This window comes from Paraburkholderia sp. RL17-347-BIC-D (assembly GCF_046027915.1).
GTDB lineage: Bacteria > Pseudomonadota > Gammaproteobacteria > Burkholderiales > Burkholderiaceae > Paraburkholderia.
Genome location: NZ_JARESS010000012.1, coordinates 46,556 through 68,154, shown reverse-complemented (window position 1 = coordinate 68,154; position 21,599 = coordinate 46,556). Strand labels below are relative to the sequence as shown.

Here is a 21,599-nt window from a genome sequence, read left to right as displayed (position 1 = left end):
TCTCCAGAGTCCAAAAAATGTCGTGACGCCGCGCCGGGAAGAACGTCAGTGCAACGTCGAGGGTGAAAGAATAAAAGAAATGCCAGCTTGCCGCTCGTTGGCGGACACCGGGCGGCGCTTTTCAGTGCGTTGAATCCGCGTCCAACCCGCGCTTAACCTGCATTGACGTTCGTCAGACCCGCGCCGCGTCCGCGCGTTTCCTGAACACCAGACTGAAATTGTTGGCCGGCATCGCGATCGGCTCGTCGCACACGAGTCCGACTGAAGCGCCCAACGCCACCACGGCTTCCATGTCGCGCACGCCCCATTCCGGATCGCGGCCGCGCAACTGCTGATCGAACGCATCGTTGCTCGGAGAAGTATGCGCTCCGCCGCGTTTGTAAGGACCGTACAGATACAGTACACCGCCATCGACGAGACGGCGGCTCGCGCCCGCGAACAGCGCCTGCGCCGCGCTCCACGGAGAGATGTGAATCATGTTGATGCACACCACGGCGTCGAGCGTGTCCACGCGCCAGTCCGGCTGATGCACGTCGAGCGCGAGCGGCGCGCGCACGTTCGCGAGCCCCTCGTGCGCGGTCCACGCGGCGATCGAATCACGCGCGCTGGCATCTGCGTCGCTCGGTTGCCAGTCGAGTCCGGGCATGGCGCGGGCAAACCAGATCGCGTGCTGGCCGGTGCCGCTCGCGATTTCGAGCACGCGGCCGGTGACCGGCAGCGCCGCACGCAACACCGCGAGGATCGGTTCGCGGTTGCGTTCAGCGGATGGCGAATGTTGCCGCAACGCCGATTGGGAATCTGTCATGTTCAGCTTCGGTTGAGCTTCGGTTTCAGTTTCAGTACAGGGTCGTGCGCACGCGTTCGGCGAGTTCGCGATCGTAGGTGGCCGCGTCGAACTGCGCGCCGTTGATGCGCCGATGAATCTCGCCGGCGCTCGGCAGCCGCGAACGTTCGACGTGCCGCGCCGGGTCCCACAGTTTCGAGCGCACCAACGCTTTCGAGCAGTGGAAATAGACGCTGTCCACGTCGACCAGCAGCACGGTGCGCGGCAGTTTACCTTCGACGGCGAAACTGTCCAGCCAGTGCGGATCGTTGGTAATACGGCCGCGGCCGTTCACGCGCAAACTTTCGCCGACGCCGGGAATGATGAAGAGCAGCGCGAGCCGCGGCTCGACGATGATATTGCGCAGACTGTCGAGGCGGTTGTTGCCGATCCGGTCCGGCAGCGCGAGCGTGCGTTCGTCGACGATGCGCACGAAGCCCGGCGCGTCGCCGCGCGGCGAACAGTCGAGGCCTTCCGGTCCGGCGGTCGCGAGCACGGCGAACGGCGCGACATCGATGAACGCGCGATAGTCCTCGTTGATGTATGAAATCTCTTTGCGCACGGCGCGCTCGTGCGGCTGACCGTAGAGGGCTTCGAGCTGTGCGATCGTCGTCAACATCGGCATTCCTTTTTATATCGGTGTGACCGGTTTAATCCAGCGCCAGGCGGCCGGCCAGCGCGGTCAGCGTGGCGGCGCACGGGGCGGCGATTTTCAGAGACAAGAGCGGGTCGGCGCGCGTGCGCCCCAGATTGACCGCGACGACCGGCTTGCCCTGCTTCTGCGCCCACACGCAAAAGCGATAGCCGGAGTAGACCATCAGCGACGAGCCGACCACCAGCACGGCGTCCGCCGCGTCGAGCGCGTGCGAGGCCGCCTCCACGCGCTCCTTCGGCACGCTTTCGCCGAAGAACACCACCGCCGGCTTCAGCAAGCCGCCGCAGTTCGAGCACGCCGGAATACGGAAGCCGCCGAGATCGTGCCATTCGAGATGCGCGTCGCCATCGGCGGCGGTTTCGGCGGTCACGTTCAGGAGCGCGGGATTGTCGGCTTCAAGGGTCTGCTGGATCGACGCGCGCGAGTGTTGCATGCCGCAGTCCAGACACGTCACCCCATCGATGCCGCCATGCAGTTCGATCACCTCGCGGCTGCCCGCCCGCTGATGCAGGCCGTCGACGTTCTGCGTCACCAGCGTCGGCACGTGGCCGGCCGCTTCGAGCCGGGCCAGCGCGGTATGCGCGGCGTTGGGCTGCGCGTGCGCGACCACCGGCCAGCCGACCATGCTGCGCGCCCAGTAGCGCTGGCGCATGGCGAGCGTGCCGAGAAACTCCTGCACCGTGATGGGCGGCGAGCGTTTCCACTCGCCTTTGTCGTCGCGATAGCCGGGAATGCCGGAGTCGGTGCTGATGCCCGCGCCGGTCAGCACGAACAGCCGCGGATAACGCTGCACGAAGCGATGCAGGTCGTCCAGCGTGTGCGAATCATTCAGGGGTTCGTGAGGCGCGGACTGAAGGTCGGTCATGACGGGGCATGGTGAAGGGCTGCGGCGGTCTCAAGGCTAAATCTCGAGCGCCGTTCAACGGTGCGAACGCGGCTTGCTCTGCCGCGTTGCCGTATGTGGCGTCTGCTGCGCTTGCCGCGCCTGCCACTCGGCGAGCGCAGTTCGATAACGTTCGAGCGCGTCGTCGTAGAGATCGAAAACACACGGATTGCAGCCGCTATGACAACAGTCGTCGAGATCGGGCTGCACGGGCGGCACCGGTTGCGGGTCGTCCTTGGGTGTGGCTCGGGGCACGGCGAATCGCTTTCCATCGAGGCGGGAAGCGATCAGTATAAGTTGATCTCGCGCCGCTTGCTCTTTGCGTCCGGCGCGCGCGCAGCCGTCACCCCCGCCCGACGAACGGCATCTTGCTCGCCATGATCGTCATGAACTGCACGTTCGCCGAGAGCGGCAGCTCCGCCATGTGCAGCACGGCGTCCGCCACGTGTTGAACGTCCATCAGCGGCTCGACCGCGATTTCGCCGTTGGCCTGCGGCACGCCGCGCGCCATGCGTTCGGCCATTTCCGTCGCCGCATTGCCGATGTCGATCTGCCCGCACACGATGTCGTATTTGCGGCCGTCGAGCGACACGGCTTTCGTGAGGCCGGTGATGGCGTGCTTGGTCGCAGTGTAGGCAATGCTATTGGGCCGCGGCGCATGCGCCGAGATGGAACCGTTGTTGATGATGCGCCCGCCTCGCGGGCTCTGCGTTTTCATCAGACCGAAGGCCGCGCGCGTACAAAGGAACACGCCGGTGAGATTGGTGTCGACCACCGAGCGCCATTCGTCGATATCGAGTTCGTCGATATCGACTGGCGAACCGTTGCGGCCTGCGTTGTTGAACAGCACGTCGAGCCGGCCGCGGCGCGCGCGGATCGTCTCGAACAACGCGGCGACGCTATCGGCGTTGGTGACGTCGCACGCCACGGCGAGCGCGTCGCCGCCGAGTGGCTGCGCCTCCTGAACGACGGCATCGAGCGGCGCCTGACGACGGCCGGCCAGTACGACGCTATAACCGTGTTCCAGCAGCTTGAGCGCGCACGCGCGACCGATCCCGCTGCCCGCGCCCGTCACCAGCGCGACCTTCTTGACTCCCGTTTCCGTCACGGCACGTCTCCTCGTTTGTGCAGTTGATGCATGATGCGGACCGCTGCACACGAACTTGCCGGACCGGACGGCGTGGAAAGCGCCACGGGAAACGCCCAGCGAGCGCTCAATCCAGCGCGCGGTCGTTCGGGTTCGCGAACAGCGACTTCATATCCGCCGACAGCGGATAGTTCAGGTTGATGCCCTTCGGCGGAATCGGCTGCGTGAACCACTTCTGGTACATGGTCGCGGCCTCGCCCGAGGTTTGCAGCCGGGCGATCACGCCGTCGGCGAGTTTCTTGAACCTCGGGTCTTCCTTGCGGAACATGCAACCATACACTTCGGACATCGGCGAGGTGCCGGTGATCAGGTAGTCGTCCGCGTCCGCCTCTTTGGCTTTAGCACCATACAACAGCGGATCGTCCATCACAAATGCCACGGCGCGGCCGGTCTTCACATTGAGGAACGATTCCGCGTGGTCTTTCGCGCTGATCAGGCGCATGTTCATGCCCTTGTCGTTGTTCATCTGCCGCAAGAGGCGTTCCTCGGAAGTGCCCGCCGTGGTCACCACGGTCTTGCCGGCGAGATCGGGAAAGTCCTTCACGCCCCAGCTTTTCTTCACGATCATGCGCACGCCGTACTGGAAGAAGCTGTTCGAAAACGCCACCTGGTTGTCGCGGTCTTTGGTATGCGTAGTCGAGCCGCATTCGATATCGACGGTGCCGTTCTGCACCAGCGGAATGCGGTTTTGCGACGTGATCGGCACTTCCTTCACTTTCAGATTCGGCAGGTTCAGTCCCTTTTTCACCTCGTCGACGATCTTCAGCGCGATGGCTTGCGAGTAGCCGATCACCTGCTGCTGTTCATCGTAGTAAGAGAACGGCACCGACGATTCGCGCACGCCGAGCGAAATCACGCCGGTGTCGCGGATTTTTTTCAGCGTGGCGCTAGTCTCTTCGGCCCGCGCGGTGCCGGCAAGCGTCGTGGCGATGGCGATCGTGGTGAGGGCTACAGCGAGTTTCATGAGGTCTCCTTTCGTGGCGCCGAAGCGGCGTGTTGTGGTGGTTCTGTAAAGACGGCGTAATGCAACGCACTGTGCGCTAGCGCTGCCATGCATAGGCGCCGAGGTCGAGCGGCGGCGTGCGGCCCGCGATCGCATCGGCGATCACACGCGCACTGCCGCACGCCAGCGTGAAGCCGAGCGCGCCGTGTCCCGTGTTGAGCCACAGATTGCGATAAGGCGTGGCGCCGATGAGTGGCTTGCTGTCCGGCGTGGCCGGCCGATGGCCGCACCATGTCTGCGCCTTCGCGTAGTCGCCGGCATTCGGGAAAATCTCCTGCGCCTGGCGCTTGAGCAAGGCCAGACGCCGCTCGCGTTGCGCGACATGCATGCCGGCGATTTCGACCATGCCGGCAATCCGCAAACGCTCGCCGAGCGGCGCATACACCACCTTGCGATGCAGATCGGTCACGCTCACGCGCGGCGCCTGGCCGGGCGCGCCCGGAATGGTGAGGCTATAGCCGGTGAGCGGATACATCGGCAACCGCATGCCGAGCTCGCGCAACAACGGCGCGCTGCCGTTGCCCAACGCGACCACGAAGGCATCCGCGCGCCATTCGCCTTGCGGCGTGCGCACGGCCACCGCAGAGCCGCGCTCGGTGACGAACGAGTGAACCGGCGTCACGTAGTGAATCGTCACGCCGTAGCGCGCTTTCAGCACATCGGCGAGCGCGACGCTGAAGCGGTGGCAATCGCCCGCCTCTTCCGACGGCGTATGAATCCCGCCCGCCAGCAACGGCTGCGCGCGTTCGAGCGCGGGTTCGAGCGCCACGCAGGCGGCGGCGTCGAGTGCACGCTGATCGGAGCCGGCCGTTTGCAGATAGGCCATCTTGCGACGTGCCGCATCGAACGCATTCGCGTCACGGTACACGACGAGTTTGCCGTTGCGCACGTAGTTGAAGTCGATCGCTTCGCGTTGCACGAGATCGTGCAGCGTAGCGCGGCTCAACGCGCCCAGTTGCAGCATCTCAATGGCGGTTTGACGCGCGCGTTCGCCGCGGCAGGCGAGCAGAAACGACAGACACCAGCGCCACTGCTGCGGATCGAGACGCGGCACGAAACGCAACGCGGAATCGCTTCGCAGCAGCCATGCGGGCAGATGCGGCAGAACCGATGGATCGGCGAGCGGCGCGACATAGCTATAGCTCAACTGGCCGCCGTTCGCGAAGCTCGCTTCGAGCGCCGCGCCGTCGCGGCCTTCGAGAATCGTTACCTCGTGGCCGTCTCGCGCGAGTTGATAGGCGCTCGTCAAACCCGCCACGCCCGCACCGAGTACACATACCCGCATAAACATCACGCCTTCGAAGATTCATCCACATGAGTGTGGCGCGACGAAATGCGCGCAGCAAATGAGCAGATGCACGGCTCCATAACCCAGGGTTAAGAGCTCGAAGCCGAGGGACGGCTCAGGCGAAGGGCGCGCGCAACACGTCGAGAAACGCGTTGCCGGCCTGCGAGTCCATGCCGCCGTCGCGCCACAGCGCGAACACGCCCGCCGACAGGGCGGGCGTCACCGGCCGGATCGCGACCGGCTCCGCGCCGCTGCGCGCCGTCAGTTCATCGAGCAGCGCATAGCCGATGCCGCGTGCGGCGAGAGCACGCGCCACATACCAGGTCTGCGCTTCGACGGCGGCGACGCTTTCATCGAGGCCCTGCGCTTCGAGCGCATTGCCGATCAATTCGCCAAGCGGATCGGTATTGCCGATGCTGATCCAGTCGCGCGCGAGGAAGGCCGCGAGATCGATCGGCTGCCGCGCGTCGGGATCGTCGGGCGGACAGACACAGACGATCGCCGTGCGGCCCAGCTCGACCGCGGTGATGCCGGGCCGCGCCGGTGGATTCAACGCGATCGCGAGATCGAGATCGCGCGTGAGCAACGCGTTGAGCAACTCCTCCGTATGCCGTGTCTGAATCTTCAGCGACACGCGCGGAAAGTCGCGGCGAAACGCCTGCACCGCCGGCGGAATCAGACTCAGCCCGAGACTCGGCAGACAGCCGATGCGTAGGTGCCCCTCCGGTTGCAGCGCGAGATTGCGCGCCAGATGGCGAATGCCGTCGAGATTCGCGTGCAGCTTCTGCGATTCGGAGAACAGCAGCTCCGCTTCACGCGTCGGCTGCAAGCGGCCATGCACGCGGTTGAACAAAGCGAAACCGAGGCTACGCTCGGCGTGCGCGAGCGCCTTGCTCACGGCGGGCTGCGACACGCACAGTAGTTCCGCCGCTTTCGACAGCGACCCCGTGCGCATGATGGCGTGAAAAATTTCGATGTGACGCAAACGCATGGACGCATGACCGGCACGAACCGGCGAATTAGGCACAGTGAGTTGGACGAGCGGCCGCCCTGAAGGCCCGGCCGTCGCGAAGCATAACGTCTTTCAGCGCGCTTTCATTATTTGCCGTTCCTGTCCGCGGGCGCGTCGCGGCGCGCATCAATGGTATCGTTTGCTGTTGCGCGCCGCGCGCGCGATTCAAGGCCTTCCCAGGAAGGAGGAAGGAAGACAGGAAGCACGCTTTATGAAAGAACTCCCCACGCCGCCGCATGGCGTCCACCACGCGCCGCCACGCCGCTGGCCGCAAACCGGCTATCCCGCGATGCTCACCACCACCGCCGCATGGCACGTATTCGTGCTGGCAGGATGGCTGGTCGCGCCCGCCGCGTGGCCCTGGTGGCTCGCCGCGATCTTCGTGAATCACGCCATTTTCACGGTGGCCGGCCTGTTGCCGCGCACCTCGCTGCTCGGTCCGAACTGGACCCGCCTGCCCGCGTCCGCGCGCAACGCCGACGCGATCGCGCTGACCATCGACGACGGTCCCGATCCCCTCGTCACGCCGCAAGTGCTCGATCTGCTCGACGCCTTCGGCGTGCGCGCCACGTTCTTCTGCATCGGCGCGAAGGCGCAGCGTTATCCGGAACTCGCACGCGAGATCGTCGCGCGCGGCCATGCGCTCGAAAACCATTCGCAGGTTCACGTCCACACGTTTTCCGTGACGTTACCAGGCGCCCTCACGCGCGAGATCGACGCCGCGCAACGCACGCTCGAAGCCCTAAGCGGCGAACGGCCGATGTTCTTCCGCGCGCCGGCGGGGCTGCGCAACATCTTTCTCGAACCGGTCTTGCGCAAGCTCGATCTGCGGCTCGCAGCGTGGACACGGCGCGGCTACGACACGCGCGAGCGCGATCCAGGCGTGGTCACGCGGCGGCTGCTCGACGGCCTCGCGCCGCGCGACATTCTGCTACTCCACGACGGCAACGCCGCGCTCACGATCGAGGGCACGCCGTTGATCCTCGCGGTGCTGCCGCGTGTGATCGACGCGGCTCGGCAACGGCGCTTGCGTTTCGTGACGTTGCGCGAGGCGCGCGTAGACAGCAGAGACTGAGGCGCGCACACGCGTACGCGCGTAGGCCGCTCAGTCCATGCGCGTTACACCGCTCGCATGCAGTCCAACGCGGAGAGCCGCGCCAACACCGCCGCTACACGCGGAAATCCGCCGCCATCTCTTCGTCCGTGCGCGCCTCGAGTTGTCCGCTGCGGCACGCCTTCAGGAACACGTCGTAATCGCGCTCCACCTGATCCGCGTAGGTCGCGGCATAGCCGGTGAGCGCTTCCGCGAACTGGTCGCCACGGCCGATATACGCGCTGACTTCGATCGCCTGCCCGCTCGCCTTGGCATGCGCGCGCGCCATGATCCAGCCGCAGAGCCGCGCATAGCCTTCCAGCAGGTCGATGTCGAACAACTCGATGTTCGCCGAGAGCTTCATGTCGCGCAGCTGGCGGAAATAGAATTGCCGCCCGAGCGGCCCCGTCGCCCAGCCGAGAAAGACGTCGCTCGCGGCCTGCAGCATGCGCTGTCCTTGCACGACGCGTTCACCTTCGTGCTTGATGACCGGCGATTTGTAGAACTGCGCGATCACCGAAGGCCGCGCCTCCTTCAACTGCAGGAACAGCGGCTTGCCCATGTGATCGACCAACAGCAGCACCATGCAGCGCGTGCCGACGCTGCCCACGCCCACCACCTTGAACACCAGATCCTGCACGGTGAAATGACTGAGCAGTTCGCGCCGGTCATGCGACATCGTCTTCAGATACTCGCCCCACATGCGTTCGAGCAACTTGCGCCAGTTCGCGCCTCGGAACGCTTCGGTCTCTTCCGCGGTGAACAGGGTGCTGGCGCCCAGCACATGAAACAGCGCCGGTGGCGCATCGCGGATCGTCCAGTGGTCGCCGTCGTGCTCGGCCATTTTCTCGAGCAGGCTTTCGTGCGTCCGGTTCGCAGCTTTTTCCATGCCGCGCCTTACGGTGCGGCGGCGTTCCGGTGTCAACGCCGTTTCCGCCATACGGTCGAAGGTGATCCGGTCATACCAGAGTTCGAGCGCGCCGCATTGCGCATACTGCGCCATGCGGTCGCGGTATTCGGTGACCGCCGTCATCACCAGGTTTTCAGCGGCGCCCCGGCTCAGGCGCATGTGACGCGCCGCGACGACGAAGCTTGCGGTCAGCCGTTTCAGGTCCCACTCGAATGGCCCGATCGACACCTCGTCGAAGTCGTTCAGATCGAAGACGAGTTGCCGCTCGGGCGTGGCGAAGCCGCCGAAATTCATCAAGTGGCCGTCGCCGCAGATCGGCATGGTCAGGCCGGAGTCGCGCACCTGGCTGAGATCGTGCGCCTGCAGGATTGCGGTGCCGCGAAAAAACGTGAAAGGCGAGGCGGCCATGCGCCCATAGCGCAGCGGCACGAGGTTCTGCACCCGGCCCTCGCTGCTTTGCTTGAGCAACTCGATCGGGTTGCGATGCAACTCGCCTACCGCCTTATGGCTCGACCGTTTCGAATGCTCGCGGGCGGCGCGGCCCCGGGCCTCCCGTTCGGCGATGGTGCTGGCTTTCATGCTCTTCTCCGTTTTTCCGGGTCTTGATTAGCGGCTCGAGAGACTGCTTCTGCTGGCACGACAACATCCTGCGTGGGTCGAGTAAGCCTTCACCAACGGTAGCCCACGCCACCGAATATCACATCCGAATCACGATCATAACGGGTCATGACGCGGTTCCATGCGAGCCGCGCATCCCAGTGCTCGGTGATGCGATACGAGCCCGTAATCGTGATGAGGCCGGAGAACGTCCCGGCGCCCGGACCGGGCGTCTCGCTATGTTCGTTCTCGTCGATCGCATAGTAGGCGCCGAAGCCGACCGCCAACGAAACCTTATCGTTGAGGAACGCGCGTGTGGCCCACAACTGGCTCGTTAGCCCGTCGCGGCGCGCCACCTTGGTACTGCCTTCGTGAAGATAGCCGACCGTCACGTCGAGATATTTCGCGAGGCCGCGCCGGTACTCGATCGCGCCGCCCACTGCGTTCGGTGAGCTGGGCGAATTGACGATGGTCTTGCCGAGATACACCGCCACTTCGTTATTGGTGACCTTGTGCGTGCTGCCGATCGCCCAGTCGCGCGGACCGGGCGAACCAGGCGCGTCGAGCTGATAGCCGACCCCGAACATCACGCCGGTCGAATCCGGTCCACGCTGAACGTGCACGCGATTCAACTGGAACTGCGTGATCCACCGGTTCGACGCGTAATACGCGGCGCGCACGCTGTACACCACGCCCCAGCCGTGGGTGTTGGAATAACTGCCGCCCTGCTCGGCGGTGGTCGTATCGAAGTAGCGGTATGGGCCGACGCCCGCTTGCACGACGAACTGCGGGCTGCCCACGGGAAGGCGCGCCCACAACTGGATCATCTGCCCGTCGCGATGATGATCGGGAATGTGCCCTTCGTTGAGCCACGTGAAGCTCGCGGCGAAATATTGCCCCAGGCCTTCCTGATAGTTGAAGGCCCACGTATAGGTGTTGATACTGCTCGCGCGCGAGCCGCCGCCGAATAGCGAAAACTCCTGAGCGTGACTGAGAGTGGAAATGAACAGCAGGCCGAGACCCGTCATGCAGGCGGCCGCCTTGCGAACCAGCCAATATCGAGCAGCAGATGTCAGATTCCGCATGCGGCATTGTTCTCCGGGTGAGTCGCTAGCGCTGCCGGTATTCGTGGTCGACGGGGGCGCTGTGGCGAGGTGTCCCAGGGGAATGGCCGTCGATACAAACTGTTCGTCATGCTAGCAGACCGATCGGTAAAAAGGTTACGTATCCGTTTGCATCAGCGGCAGATTGACACGGGGGTTTTACCGGACTGGGCGAATACAAGTTGCAATTGCAACGATCGCACTGAGCGGACAAATTTACCGGCACCCATTCAATAAACTAACCGATTGGTGAAATTTTTAGTGTTTCACCCAGCCGAGCACTTCAGCAACAACGAATCCAGCCGTTTACCCATACATGCAAAAATTTTATGACGCACAAGAAAAGGCCTTGAAATAGGACCTGCTCTGATCGGCCGTGCGTCGCGCAAGATAATCGGAGAGAGTATGTTTGTCGCAATCGGCTGGGTTGTAGTAATCGGTTCTGTGATCGGGAGTTTTGTCGGCGTGGGTGGGCACCTGCCGGCGCTCGTTCAGCCGTTCGAATTACTCTGTATTTTCGGTGCGGCAATCGGCGCATTTGTCGTGAGCAATCCGACTTCCACGCTGAAGAAAACCATCAAGGCGATTCCGTCATGTTTTAAAGGCGGCGGCTACACCAAGGAAAAATATCTGGAGCTGATCGCGCTGCTTTATGAACTGCTTCAAAAGGCGCGCAAGGAAGGCATGATGTCGCTCGAAACGGACGTCACCGCGCCGGAAGAAAGCGTGATTTTCCAGAAGTATTCACACGTGCTGGAGGACCATCATTTGCTCGACTTCATCGTCGACTATCTGCGCATGATGTCGGGCGGCAATGTGAACGTGCTCGAAGTGCAGGACTTGATGGACGAGGAGCTGGCCACACATCACGCGGAAGCGTCGGTCGCGGCCAACGCCATTCAGAAAATGGCCGACGGCTTGCCCGCCTTCGGGATCGTCGCGGCGGTCATGGGCGTCGTTCATACCATGGGTTCGGTCGGCGCGCCGCCCGCCGTGCTCGGCGAGATGATTGCCGGCGCGCTGGTCGGCACGTTCCTCGGCATTCTGCTCGCGTATGGCTTTATCGGCCCCGTGGCCGATCTGCTCAACGCGAAGGGCCGCGCTGAGGCCAAGCCGTACCAGTGCGTGAAGGCCGTGCTGCTCGCGTCGCTGTCCGGCTACGCGCCGCCGATCGCCGTCGAGTTCGGCCGCAAGGTGCTGTTCACCGCCGACCGTCCGAGCTTCCAGGAACTCGACGACGCCGTGCGCGCCACCAAGATGCCGAAGTCGGCCTGACGCGGAGCGGCATGATGAGCGAAAGAAGATCGCGCGCCTCGCAGGAGGAACAGGCGCCGGCGCCGGTGATCGTGCGCCGTTCGAGAAAAGGCGATGACCACGGCGGGCATCACGGCGGCGCATGGAAGATCGCCTACGCCGACTTCGTCACCGCGATGATGGCGTTCTTCCTGCTGATGTGGCTGCTCGGCTCCACGTCGAAGTACGACAAGCAGGGTATCGAGGACTATTTCAACACGCCCCTGTCGAGCCTGCTCGGCGGCAACGAAGGCACCGCCGCCGCGCGTCCGAGCGTGGTGCAAGGCGGCGGCCGCGACATCTCCGATACACGGCCCGGCGACGGCAAGAAGAGCCAGACCCAGCCCACTCCGCCCGCCACCGTCGCGCCGACCGTGGCGCCGTCCGATGCGGCGCGTCTCGAACAACTGAAGGCGAAGCTCACTACGTTGATCGAGCAAAGCCCCGCATTGAAGGCGTTCAAGGATCAGATCCGCATTTCGATCACGAACGAAGGGCTGCGTATCGAGATCGTCGATTTGCAGAACCGGCCGATGTTCCCTTCCGGCAGTTCGAAGCTGCAGCCCTACGCGGTGACGATCCTCACGCAGATCGGCGCCGCGCTCAACGACGTCGACAACCGCATTTCGATTGCCGGCCATACGGATGCGGTGCCGTACACCGCGGGCCCGGAAGGCTATTCGAACTGGGAGCTGTCGTCCGAACGCGCCAACGCCGCGCGCCGCTCGCTGGTCGCCGGCGGCATGCATGGCGAAAAGCTGCTGCAGGTGCGCGGGCTGGCGGACGTCTTGCCGCTGAACAGCCATGTCGTCGACGAGCCGACCAATCGTCGCATCAGCATCCTGGTGCTGAACAAAGCCGCGGAACTGGCGTTTTTCCACGACGGCGGACGCACCGCGATCGACGAAACCACTCCGGCGAGTTCGACCATTCCCGCCGTGGTCGGGGGCTTGCAGGCGGTGACCGGTTCGCGTAGCACGCCGTAGTATTTTTTCGGACCTCCGCATGATCGATTCAGCGCGTGCGCTCGATAGCGCACACTGCAAAGCCCATGCAGTGTGTATAGAATCGAACGCATGCGCCCTGCCCTTTCCGAGCAACGGGAGCCCGAGCTTCCGCTGCATACGCCTAGTGTTCCGTCGGTGACGTTGGCGGCGATCATCGCCGTCATTGCGTGGATCTCCATCGTCGCGCAAGCCGAGGTCACGATCGATCGCACGCTCGCCCGCGGGCTGACCGTGCTCGACGGCTTCGCCCGCATGAGCAGTTACCTCACCAATCTGACGGTTCTCGCCTGCGCGATCTGCTTTACCTGCGTGGCGTTGCGTGGCCACCGGTCGACGCCCGCGCGATTTTTCCGGCAACCCACCGTCGTCACCGCCGTGGTGGTGTACATGGCGTTTGTCGGGATCGCCTACAACCTGCTGTTGCGAGGTTACTGGACACCTACGGCATTCCGGCTCCTGCTCAACGAATCGCTCCACAGTGTCTTGCCTATGCTCGCCGCGCTTTACTGGGTGCTGTTCGTGCCGCGTTTTCACCTGAAGCTGCGGCATTGTCTGTTGTGGCTGGTGTATCCATTGACCTATCTCGGCGTGACCTTCTGGCGCGGAACGTTGTCGGATTTCTACCCCTATCCGTTCATCAATGTCGAGCGACTCGGGTTTACGCACGCCGTGGTGAATTCGGCGCTGCTGTTCGGCGGCTTCCTTATGCTGATGGCCGTATTCGTGGGGATCAATTCCCGGCGGCGGCACTGACGCTCCAGTCCGGCGCCACCGGTTTTGCTTTTTCCGTCGGGCGCGCTTCTTGCGCCCTGTCTGGTGGACGTAAGCCGCGCTTCTCGGCGCGGCCTGCGCGACACCCTGGTGTGGCCGCGTTGCGATCGCAATGGCTCACACGTAAATATGACAATGGGAGCAAAAACGTATGGACACCAATTCGGCAGCTAACTCAGCGGAAGGCGCAGTGAAGGAAGTCGCGGGCAAGGTTCAGGGCGCGGTCGGCGATGTATTGGGCGATACCGGCACGCAATTGGCCGGCAAGGCGAAAGAACTCAGCGGCAAAGCCCAGCAACTAGCCGCGAGCACCACGAGCCTCGTGCGTGAAACCACGGCGGAAAGCCCCTTCACCGCGATCGCGGTGGTCGCGCTCGCCGGCTTCGTGGCCGGTGCGCTGTGGGCACACGGTGCCGCTGGACGCGACTATCGCCGTTGATTTTCGACGCGGTTGATCGCCGGGCGATCCGCGATGAGCGATCGCCCGTTTCGCGCTTATGCGCCCGCTATACGCCCGCTTTTACACTCCTATGCGCCGCTTTTCTTGCGGCGCCCCGCACTCATCTCCAGTTCGACCCACGTGGGCGCATGATCGCTCGCGTGCGGCTCGCCCCGTACCCAGCGGTCGACGCCCGCATCGCGCAAGCGCGGCGCGAGGTCGGCGCTCAGCAGCAGATGGTCGATGCGCAAGCCGGAGTTGGTATCCCAATGCCGGCGGAAATAGTCCCAGAACGTGTAGACCCGTTCGTCGCCGAAATGTGTTCGCAGCGCGTCGGTCCAGCCTTGCGCGAGCAGCCGCTGGTAACGCTCGCGGGTCTCGGGTTGCAGCAGCGCGTCCTTTAGCCAGGAGCGCGGGTTATAGATGTCTTCGTCGGTGGGCACCACGTTGAAGTCGCCCGCCAGCACGACCGGATGGGCGCTCTTGTACAGTTTCGCCGCGTGCTCGATGAAATGATCGAACCACGCCAGCTTGTAGTCGAACTTGGGGCCCGGTTGCGGATTGCCGTTCGGCAGATAGAGGCACGCCACCAGCACGCCGCCGACTGCCGCTTCGAGGTAGCGGCTATGCGTGTCGTCCTCGAAACCGGGCAGGCCGCGGCGGCTCTCCAGCGGCGCTTCGCCTTTCGACAGAATCGCCACGCCGTTCCAGGCGCTCTGCCCTTGCCAGATCGCGCTATAGCCGGCGTCGCGCAGTTGCTCGACAGGAAACGCGCTGTCCACCGCCTTGAGTTCCTGCAAACAGACGATGTCGGGCGCCTCGCGTTCGAGCCATTGCAGCAGCGCCGGCAGGCGCGAGCGGATACCGTTGATGTTGAAGGTCGCGATTCGAAGCCTGGCCACGGCATGTCCTCCCTGCACTCCCTGCAATGCGCCCTATTGCGCTGCCGCGTCGCACCACTCGATCGCCCAGGACCTCGCGCATGAAATGGCATCGGCCTGGCTGGGAAAGGCGTCGATGTCGCCGGAATCGTGCGCCTGCACGTGTTCTTTTTTCCGCGGTACGCGAGTGATCTTCGCTCTCGCATAGTAGAGGCCGTCGTCTGCGTGGCGGGCGCGGCAATCGATATGGAAATGCCTGTAGTCGAACTGCATTCGCTCTCCTTTGAACGCGCTTCACTTCGTCTGCTATAGCATCGTTTATTCCCGATCAGCCATGCTCACCGACGGCGCTTCACGCACGCCGGCTCGCGTGCGTGAAGCGCAGCCGCGAGCCGGTGCTTCCGTTGTGCGCGACTCAGTTCGGCACGTTCACCGCGCCGTTGCTCACAATGATCGCATTGACGCCCGGATTCGCCGCGATCGCAGGCAGATTGGCCGTGGTCAGCGCGGGCGCGGCGCCGGGCGCGCCGCCACGCGGTATCGTGTGAATCACCTGCGACGGCGGCAGCGGCGTACCGCTCTTCAAATGACTCCACATCAGATTGAGCGCCTGAAGGTTGTAGTAATGCAGCGGCAGGAAGCGCGAATCGAAACCCGCCACGCCGAGGAACGCGTCGAAATGCTGGGCGTTCGTCACTTCATAGAACGATAGCTTGCTCGCGCCGCCTTCGCTCAGTTGATTCAGGCCGAGATACGGTCGCGACGCGTGATTGATCGGCACCAGCGTATCAGCGCGGCCCTGCACGATGATGGTGGGTTTGCCATGCAGATTCGCATTCACGCGAATGGCCTCGACGCTGTTGGTCAGCGTGCCGTTCGTCCACAGCGTACGCAGGCAGGAGGCACCCTGGTAACTGGCGTCGGCGGTCGCCAGCCGGTGGTCCGCCGCGCCCCCGACCGAGTTGAAGACGAGGTTGATGCCGTTGGTCGGCGGCACGCCGTTGCCATTGCCGAACACCGTGGGCATCGGCGACACGGCCGGCGTCACACCGGCGGTTCCCGTCGAACTCGTCGTGCCGAAGCTGAAGTCGCAGAGGTTGGCGGTGACGCTCGCTTTCGCGTACGCATCCGCATAGGTCACGGCGACGGCCGGCACCGCTTGCGAGTCCCACATCGGCGCTTGCAGCAGATCGGAGTCGGTCTGATAGCCGTTCTGATGCAGAAGCGCGAGCGCGTTGGTCGCCTGGGTCGTCAAGTTCCCACCCGCGATTACACCAGCGGTTGCCAGCGACGCGCATCTCGCGGTGCGAATCGCCGTCGTCGTGGCGACCGGCAATGCCGACAGATACGGCGCGCCGGCCGCGGCGGGCGCGAGCGCCGCACACGGTTGCAGCATGTTGGCAAGCGTCATGTAGTCGGCGAGCGGTTTGCCGAATGCTCCGACCGGCACGCCGCCCTGAGCCACCGACACCTGGGCGGGCAAGCGCAAATTGATCTGCGGTTCGCCCACGACGACCGCGGTGATCCAACCGGACGTATCCTGTTCCGCCGCCGCGAGCGATGCGCCGCCGCCGTTGCTCACCGAGGCCGCGATAGTCGTGATGCTGCCGCTTGCATAACGCACCGTGCGGGTCGAACCGTTCAGCGTGCCGAAAGAATCGTTGAGGGCCCAGTACGCGAACTGGATCGCCTCCAACGTATCCTCGCCCCAATCCTGCTCCGGATTCTGCTGCGAGTGCGCGTGCTTGAACGCATAGCGATTCGGAAACTTGCTGTTGTAAGTCGCGAGATCGGTGTTGCCCAGGTTGGCCGTGAAGAAACTGTTCTTGCCTGCAGCGGTGGCATCCTGCAACGTGCCGTCGATCAGCGTGACCAGGTTGGAAGACAGCTCATGCGCGCCATTGCCGCTGCCTTTATCGGTGTACGCCACCGCGCAACCGCGCTTGAGGCCCCACTCGCCGGCTGCGGAAATCGCGCCGTACACGCCACGCGAACCAGATGACGTTGCCGTGACAATGCACGGCTGATCCGCATTGAAGCTTGCCGGTATCTGCACCAGCATGGTGACGTTCTGTGTGCCGCTGCCGTCGTCAGCGTAAGCGAGGTATTCCTTGCCGGCGATCTTGCCTTCGCCGAGCGTGTCGTTGCCGTTGAGGTCGACGTTTGGCCCCCAGAAGCGTCCATAGCCGCCGGTCGCCGTCATGTCGACGAGCGCCCGATAGTTCGACCAGATGGCGAGGCGCCGGAGTTCGGCGGCAGTAGGTTGCGCAGCGTTGGCAATGGCCGGCGCCGTGGCCGACCCGAGGCCGGTTTTGCCGAGGCCCGCGGTGAGCAGGTCGTCGGTGTTGCCGTCGTAGGCCTGGGTCCTCACCGAGGAAGCGGTAATGAAACCCGGCAGCGTGTTGGCTAGCGGCGGCGGCGAATCACTGTCACCGCCGCCGTGGCAAGCGGTCAGCACGACCGCCACGGCCATCACGATCGCCAGGGTTTGCACCATCGGCACCGGTCGTTGCGCAGGCTGGACTCTGAAAATGGACTTCACGTTTTTTGTCTCCGATATTTGCTAATACCGTTGTGAATGCAACGGCACCGAATTTGCTGCCCGCTGTCCAAGGGATCGCGACGCTTCGGATACCGACGCATCGCTAGCCTGCATTGACCTTTCAATGGAGTCAATAGAACGTCATGTCCAAGCATAACGAAAGTCAGGATCCGGGCGACGTCTCAGCCGCCACCCCACCCAAACCTTCACGCCGCCGCTTTCTTCAATCGGCCGCCGCTGCCGCCACGGTCGGCGCGGCGCCGCATCTGCGCGCGCAGACTCAAACCCCAACCGCGCCACCGGCTCAGGTTCAGCAAGCCGTGCCGCCGCGCCCGGTCACGCTGACGGTGAACGGCCGCGCGTACACGCTGCAACTCGAGCCGCGCGTGACCTTGCTCGATGCGTTGCGGGAATACGCGGGCCTGATGGGCACGAAGAAAGGCTGCGACCGCGGACAGTGCGGCGCCTGCACGGTGCTCGCCGACGGCCGCCGCATCAACTCCTGTTTGACACTCGCCGTGATGCATGAAGGCGAGAACATCACGACGGTTGAAGGGCTTGCCGCCAATGGCGCATTGAGTCCAATGCAGCGCGCATTCATTGAACACGACGCCTTTCAGTGCGGTTACTGTACGCCGGGGCAGTTGTGTTCCGCGACTGCCCTTCTGAATGAGTTCCGTAATGGCACCGCCAGCACCGTCACGGCCGATGTGCGCAGCCGCCCCGCCCAACTCTCCGACGATGAAATCCGCGAACGCATGAGCGGCAATATTTGCCGCTGCGGCGCCTACGCGAACATCGTGGCCGCCGTACGCGCGGTGCATGAAGGCGGCGGCCAGAACAGCGGCGGCAACAACCCCAACGCCTGACGGAGCGACAGCATGGATGCGATCTCTTATGAACGCGCCGGCGATGTCGCCGGCGCAGTGCGGGCGGCGCAGCAGCCGGGCGCGGTATTCATCGGCGGCGGCACCAATCTGCTCGATCTGATGAAGGGCGGCATAGCGCGGCCGATGCGGCTGATCGATATCACGCACATCCGCGGACTCGATACGGTCACGACGCTGCCTGATGGCGGCATTCGGCTCGGCGCGCTGGTACGCAATAGCGATGCCGCCAATCACGCGCTGGTGCGCGAGCAATACCCGTTGCTCTCGCAAGCATTTCTGGCGGGCGCATCGTCGCAACTGCGCAATATGGCGACGGTCGGCGGCAATCTGCTGCAACGCACGCGTTGCGGCTACTTCTACGACACCGCCTTCACTCAGTGCAACAAGCGCATGCCGGGCAGCGGCTGCGCGGCGCTCGACGGCCACAATCGCACGCATGCGATTCTCGGCGCGAGTCCGCAGTGCATCGCCGTGAATCCATCGGATATGAGCGTGGCGCTTGCCGCGCTCGATGCGGTAGTGCGCGTGAGCGGCCCCGCAGGCGAACGGACTATCGCGTTCGCCGATTTCCACCGGCTGCCTGGTGACCGGCCCGATGTCGATACCACCTTGCAGCCGGGCGAACTGATCACCGCCGTCGATCTTCCGCCGCCGCTCTTCAGCGCGAACTCCCACTATCTGAAAGTGCGTGACCGCGCCAGTTACGCATTCGCGCTGGTCTCGGTTGCCGCCGCATTGCAGATGGATGGCGATCGCGTGAAGACCGCGCGCATCGCATTGGGCGGCGTCGCGCACAAACCCTGGCGCGCAAGCGGCGCGGAACAGATGCTCAACGGCCAGCCGCTCACGCAAGCGACGCTGGCCAACGCCGCCGCGGCCGCTTTACGTGAAGCGCGGCCGCAACACGACAATCGTTTCAAGGTGCAGCTCGCGCAGCGCGCGATCGTGCGCGCAGTGAACCAGGCCGCCGGCCGCGCGGGAGGTGTCGCATGAATCTGATCGGTCAACCCATCGACCGCACCGACGGTCTGCTCAAAGTCACCGGCGAAGCGCGCTATGCCGCCGAATTTCCTGAAGCACGTCTCGCGCATGCGGTGCTCGTCACCAGCACGATCGCGCGTGGGACCATCGCCTCGATCGATGCAAGCCGCTCGCAGTCACTGCCCGGCGTGCTGCTCGTGATGACATATCAGAACGCGCCGCGTCTGCCGAACGGTGGCAAGCCCACGTTGGCGCCGCCGGCCGGACGCCGCCTGTCGCTGCTGCAGGACAACCAGATTCACTACAGCAACGAGCCGGTCGCCGTGGTGGTCGCCGACACACTCGAACACGCCACCGACGCCGCGCGCCAGTTGCGCATCGCGTATCAGAGCAGCGCCGCGACCGTGGACTTCGCGCAAGCCAAGCCGAACGCGCACGCGCCGGACAAACCGCAAGGCCGCCAGACCGACACGCAACGCGGCAGCTTCGACGACGGCTTGCAAAGCGGCCCAGTGCGCGTGGACGCGACCTACACCACGCCGATCGAACATCACAACCCGATGGAGCCACACGCCACGATGGCGCACTGGGACGGTCCGCAACTCACGCTCTACGATTCGACGCAAGGCGTCAGCGGCGCGGCGCAGGCAATCGCGAAGACGTTCGGCATGTCGCCCGGCGACGTGCGCGTGATTTCGCCGTTCGTGGGCGGCGGCTTCGGTTGCAAGGGCTCGTCGTGGTCGCATGTGTCGTTGTGCGCGATGGCGGCGAAGCAGACTGGGCGGCCCGTGCGGCTCGTGCTCGAACGGCCGCAGATGTTCGGGCCGGTCGGCGCGCGACCGCGCACCGAACAGCACTTCGTGCTCGCCGCGCGGCACGACGGCACGCTGACCGCAATGCGCCACGACAGCATCTCGAACACCTCGGTGATCGAAGACTGGACCGAGACCTGCTGCATGGTCACGCGCATGCTGTACGCGGTGCCGAATCAGGTGACCACACACCGCATCGTGCCGCTCAATCTCGGCACGCCGACCTTCATGCGCGCGCCGGGTGAAACGACCGGTTCGTTCGCGCTCGAATCGGCCATGGACGAACTCGCTGCGGCCTTGAAGATGGACCCGCTCGCGCTGCGCATCAAGAATTACGCCGAGGCCGACCCGCAGGAAAACAAGCCGTGGTCGGGCAAGTCCTTGCGCGAGTGTTATCAGATCGGCGCCGAGAAATTCGGCTGGTCGCGGCGCCCGCCCGCCCCTCGCTCGATGCGCAACGGCGGCACTCTGATCGGCATGGGCATGGCGACCGCGACCTATCCGGCCAATCGCAGCGAGGCCAGCGCCATCGCGCGAATTTTGCCGGATGGCACCGCGATGGTCGCCTCCGGCACCCAGGATCTCGGCACCGGCACCTACACCGTGATGACTCAGGTAGCCGCCGACGCGCTCGGCTTCGCGCCGGAAAACATTCGCTTCGCGCTTGGCGATTCGTCGCTGCCCAGAGCGCCGGGGTCGGGCGGCTCGCAATCGGCCGCGAGCGTGTCGCCGGCCGTGCGCGACGCGGCGAGTCAGGCGCGCAGCCAGTTGATCGCGCTGGCGCTCGCCGATCAGGCTTCGCCCGTGCATGGCATTGCGCTCGACGACATCACCGTGGAAAACGGCTGGGTGATGAGCCGCTCGCAACCGGGCAAGCGCGATCCGGCGGCGGCGATCATCGCGCGCTCGGGCGGCAAGCCGATCGAGGCGAGCGCGACCGTCAAGCCCGGCGACGAAAAGCAGAAGTACTCGCTTCACTCGTTCGGCGCGGTGTTCGCGGAGGTGCATGTCGATGCCGATCTCGGCACGATCCGCGTGGCGCGTGTGGTCGGCGTGTACGACGTGGGTCGCGTGCTCAACCAGAAGACGGCGCGCAGCCAGTTGATGGGCGGCATCGTGTGGGGCGTCGGGGCGGCGCTGCAGGAAGAGACCTCGCTCGATACGCGCTATGGCCGCTTCACCAACGCGAATCTCGCGGAGTATCACGTGCCGGTGAATGCCGATATCGGGTCGCTCGACATTAGCTTTATCGACCGGCCGGATCCGTATATCAACTCGCTCGGGGTACGCGGCATCGGCGAGATCGGCATTACGGGCGTGCCGGCGGCGATTGCGAACGCGGTGTATCACGCCACCGGCGTGCGCGTGCGCGATCTGCCCATCACGCTCGACAAGGTGATGCAGACGATGCAGGTTTGACGCACTCGCGTTCGCCAGTGCGTTTCATGGCGACGCGGTCGCGTTCGGGT

21 protein-coding genes are annotated in these 21,599 nt (G+C 64.4%); 8 read left to right on the top strand and 13 right to left on the bottom strand.

Annotated elements, in window-relative coordinates; translation table 11 throughout:
• Positions 1-172: 172 nt before the first annotated feature.
• From P0D96_RS18190 to P0D96_RS18155, 8 genes are all read right to left on the bottom strand, one after another.
• The gene (locus P0D96_RS18190; RefSeq protein ID WP_408314639.1) at positions 173-805 is read right to left on the bottom strand and encodes a DUF938 domain-containing protein; all 633 of its coding nucleotides are present in this window, start codon (positions 803-805) and stop codon (positions 173-175) included.
• Between the two features lie 31 nt (positions 806-836).
• A complete protein-coding gene (locus P0D96_RS18185) occupies positions 837-1,442 on the bottom strand; it encodes a pyridoxamine 5'-phosphate oxidase family protein (protein ID WP_408314637.1) in 606 nt (201 codons plus the stop codon).
• Between the two features lie 31 nt (positions 1,443-1,473).
• Positions 1,474-2,343 carry an NAD-dependent protein deacetylase gene (locus tag P0D96_RS18180; protein WP_408176978.1) on the bottom strand — a complete coding sequence of 290 codons (870 nt, stop codon included), beginning with the start codon at positions 2,341-2,343 and terminating at the stop codon, positions 1,474-1,476.
• 54 nt (positions 2,344-2,397) lie between these two features.
• Positions 2,398-2,616 carry an oxidoreductase-like domain-containing protein gene (locus tag P0D96_RS18175; protein ID WP_132382164.1) on the bottom strand — a complete coding sequence of 73 codons (219 nt, stop codon included), beginning with the start codon at positions 2,614-2,616 and terminating at the stop codon, positions 2,398-2,400.
• Between the two features lie 88 nt (positions 2,617-2,704).
• Entirely contained in the window at positions 2,705-3,469 is a 765-nt protein-coding gene (locus P0D96_RS18170) for an SDR family oxidoreductase (RefSeq protein ID WP_132382162.1), read from the bottom strand.
• A 106-nt stretch (positions 3,470-3,575) separates the two neighbouring features.
• Positions 3,576-4,472, bottom strand: coding sequence for a glutamate/aspartate ABC transporter substrate-binding protein (locus tag P0D96_RS18165; RefSeq protein WP_408314635.1), 897 nt, complete (start codon positions 4,470-4,472; stop codon positions 3,576-3,578).
• 76 nt (positions 4,473-4,548) lie between these two features.
• A complete protein-coding gene (locus tag P0D96_RS18160; protein ID WP_408314633.1) occupies positions 4,549-5,796 on the bottom strand; it encodes a D-amino acid dehydrogenase in 1,248 nt (415 codons plus the stop codon).
• Positions 5,797-5,914: 118 nt separating this feature from the next.
• Positions 5,915-6,790, bottom strand: a complete 876-nt coding sequence (locus tag P0D96_RS18155; RefSeq protein ID WP_408281883.1) for a LysR family transcriptional regulator — start codon at positions 6,788-6,790, stop codon at positions 5,915-5,917.
• Positions 6,791-7,022: 232 nt separating this feature from the next.
• Between P0D96_RS18155 and P0D96_RS18150 the strand changes: the two genes are divergently transcribed.
• Entirely contained in the window at positions 7,023-7,886 is an 864-nt protein-coding gene (locus P0D96_RS18150) for a polysaccharide deacetylase family protein (protein WP_408176973.1), read from the top strand.
• A gap of 94 nt (positions 7,887-7,980) precedes the next feature.
• On the opposite strand, the gene P0D96_RS18145 is transcribed toward P0D96_RS18150, so the two are convergent.
• Positions 7,981-9,393, bottom strand: a complete 1,413-nt coding sequence (locus P0D96_RS18145; protein ID WP_408176972.1) for a DUF2252 domain-containing protein — start codon at positions 9,391-9,393, stop codon at positions 7,981-7,983.
• Between the two features lie 89 nt (positions 9,394-9,482).
• On the bottom strand, positions 9,483-10,496 hold the full coding sequence (locus P0D96_RS18140) for a hypothetical protein (RefSeq protein WP_408176970.1): 1,014 nt from the start codon (positions 10,494-10,496) through the stop codon (positions 9,483-9,485).
• A 423-nt stretch (positions 10,497-10,919) separates the two neighbouring features.
• Between P0D96_RS18140 and motA the strand changes: the two genes are divergently transcribed.
• From motA to P0D96_RS18120, 4 genes are all read left to right on the top strand, one after another.
• Positions 10,920-11,789, top strand: coding sequence for a flagellar motor stator protein MotA (motA, locus tag P0D96_RS18135; RefSeq protein WP_408176969.1), 870 nt, complete (start codon positions 10,920-10,922; stop codon positions 11,787-11,789).
• Positions 11,790-11,803: 14 nt separating this feature from the next.
• Positions 11,804-12,793, top strand: coding sequence for a flagellar motor protein MotB (gene motB, locus P0D96_RS18130; protein ID WP_408314630.1), 990 nt, complete (start codon positions 11,804-11,806; stop codon positions 12,791-12,793).
• A 90-nt stretch (positions 12,794-12,883) separates the two neighbouring features.
• Positions 12,884-13,567, top strand: a complete 684-nt coding sequence (locus tag P0D96_RS18125) for a Pr6Pr family membrane protein (RefSeq protein WP_408176967.1) — start codon at positions 12,884-12,886, stop codon at positions 13,565-13,567.
• Between the two features lie 169 nt (positions 13,568-13,736).
• Positions 13,737-14,024 carry a CsbD family protein gene (locus tag P0D96_RS18120; protein WP_132382142.1) on the top strand — a complete coding sequence of 96 codons (288 nt, stop codon included), beginning with the start codon at positions 13,737-13,739 and terminating at the stop codon, positions 14,022-14,024.
• Between the two features lie 89 nt (positions 14,025-14,113).
• On the opposite strand, the gene P0D96_RS18115 is transcribed toward P0D96_RS18120, so the two are convergent.
• The 3 genes from P0D96_RS18115 to P0D96_RS18105 form a co-directional block, all read right to left on the bottom strand.
• Complete coding sequence (locus tag P0D96_RS18115) at positions 14,114-14,926, bottom strand: exodeoxyribonuclease III (protein WP_408314629.1); 813 nt, start codon at positions 14,924-14,926, stop codon at positions 14,114-14,116.
• 33 nt (positions 14,927-14,959) lie between these two features.
• Entirely contained in the window at positions 14,960-15,178 is a 219-nt protein-coding gene (locus P0D96_RS18110; protein ID WP_132382138.1) for a hypothetical protein, read from the bottom strand.
• Between the two features lie 142 nt (positions 15,179-15,320).
• Positions 15,321-17,402 carry a D-(-)-3-hydroxybutyrate oligomer hydrolase gene (locus P0D96_RS18105; protein ID WP_408314789.1) on the bottom strand — a complete coding sequence of 694 codons (2,082 nt, stop codon included), beginning with the start codon at positions 17,400-17,402 and terminating at the stop codon, positions 15,321-15,323.
• Positions 17,403-17,590: 188 nt separating this feature from the next.
• Here P0D96_RS18105 and P0D96_RS18100 point away from each other — a divergent pair, with 188 nt between their 5' ends.
• The 3 genes from P0D96_RS18100 to P0D96_RS18090 are packed head-to-tail and all read left to right on the top strand — an operon-like array spanning position 17,591 to position 21,549.
• Positions 17,591-18,316 carry a 2Fe-2S iron-sulfur cluster-binding protein gene (locus tag P0D96_RS18100; protein ID WP_408314628.1) on the top strand — a complete coding sequence of 242 codons (726 nt, stop codon included), beginning with the start codon at positions 17,591-17,593 and terminating at the stop codon, positions 18,314-18,316.
• A 12-nt stretch (positions 18,317-18,328) separates the two neighbouring features.
• On the top strand, positions 18,329-19,330 hold the full coding sequence (locus tag P0D96_RS18095; protein ID WP_408314626.1) for an FAD binding domain-containing protein: 1,002 nt from the start codon (positions 18,329-18,331) through the stop codon (positions 19,328-19,330).
• Entirely contained in the window at positions 19,327-21,549 is a 2,223-nt protein-coding gene (locus P0D96_RS18090; protein ID WP_408176961.1) for a xanthine dehydrogenase family protein molybdopterin-binding subunit, read from the top strand. The genes P0D96_RS18095 and P0D96_RS18090 overlap by 4 nt, the downstream gene beginning before the upstream one ends.
• Positions 21,550-21,599: the final 50 nt, after the last annotated feature.

What these genes read in the sequence shown, in the direction of transcription:
- P0D96_RS18190 (WP_408314639.1), bottom strand. Translation starts at nt 805, where the DNA reads ATGACAGATTCCCAATCGGCGTTGCGGCAACATTCGCCATCCGCTGAA.
- P0D96_RS18185 (WP_408314637.1), bottom strand. Translation starts at nt 1,442, where the DNA reads ATGTTGACGACGATCGCACAGCTCGAAGCCCTCTACGGTCAGCCGCAC.
- P0D96_RS18180 (WP_408176978.1), bottom strand. Translation starts at nt 2,343, where the DNA reads ATGACCGACCTTCAGTCCGCGCCTCACGAACCCCTGAATGATTCGCAC.
- P0D96_RS18165 (WP_408314635.1), bottom strand. Translation starts at nt 4,472, where the DNA reads ATGAAACTCGCTGTAGCCCTCACCACGATCGCCATCGCCACGACGCTT.
- P0D96_RS18160 (WP_408314633.1), bottom strand. Translation starts at nt 5,796, where the DNA reads ATGCGGGTATGTGTACTCGGTGCGGGCGTGGCGGGTTTGACGAGCGCC.
- P0D96_RS18155 (WP_408281883.1), bottom strand. Translation starts at nt 6,790, where the DNA reads ATGCGTTTGCGTCACATCGAAATTTTTCACGCCATCATGCGCACGGGG.
- P0D96_RS18150 (WP_408176973.1), top strand. Translation starts at nt 7,023, where the DNA reads ATGAAAGAACTCCCCACGCCGCCGCATGGCGTCCACCACGCGCCGCCA.
- P0D96_RS18145 (WP_408176972.1), bottom strand. Translation starts at nt 9,393, where the DNA reads ATGAAAGCCAGCACCATCGCCGAACGGGAGGCCCGGGGCCGCGCCGCC.
- P0D96_RS18140 (WP_408176970.1), bottom strand. Translation starts at nt 10,496, where the DNA reads ATGCGGAATCTGACATCTGCTGCTCGATATTGGCTGGTTCGCAAGGCG.
- motA (WP_408176969.1), top strand. Translation starts at nt 10,920, where the DNA reads ATGTTTGTCGCAATCGGCTGGGTTGTAGTAATCGGTTCTGTGATCGGG.
- motB (WP_408314630.1), top strand. Translation starts at nt 11,804, where the DNA reads ATGAGCGAAAGAAGATCGCGCGCCTCGCAGGAGGAACAGGCGCCGGCG.
- P0D96_RS18125 (WP_408176967.1), top strand. Translation starts at nt 12,884, where the DNA reads ATGCGCCCTGCCCTTTCCGAGCAACGGGAGCCCGAGCTTCCGCTGCAT.
- P0D96_RS18120 (WP_132382142.1), top strand. Translation starts at nt 13,737, where the DNA reads ATGGACACCAATTCGGCAGCTAACTCAGCGGAAGGCGCAGTGAAGGAA.
- P0D96_RS18110 (WP_132382138.1), bottom strand. Translation starts at nt 15,178, where the DNA reads ATGCAGTTCGACTACAGGCATTTCCATATCGATTGCCGCGCCCGCCAC.
- P0D96_RS18105 (WP_408314789.1), bottom strand. Translation starts at nt 17,402, where the DNA reads ATGGTGCAAACCCTGGCGATCGTGATGGCCGTGGCGGTCGTGCTGACC.
- P0D96_RS18100 (WP_408314628.1), top strand. Translation starts at nt 17,591, where the DNA reads ATGTCCAAGCATAACGAAAGTCAGGATCCGGGCGACGTCTCAGCCGCC.
- P0D96_RS18095 (WP_408314626.1), top strand. Translation starts at nt 18,329, where the DNA reads ATGGATGCGATCTCTTATGAACGCGCCGGCGATGTCGCCGGCGCAGTG.
- P0D96_RS18090 (WP_408176961.1), top strand. Translation starts at nt 19,327, where the DNA reads ATGAATCTGATCGGTCAACCCATCGACCGCACCGACGGTCTGCTCAAA.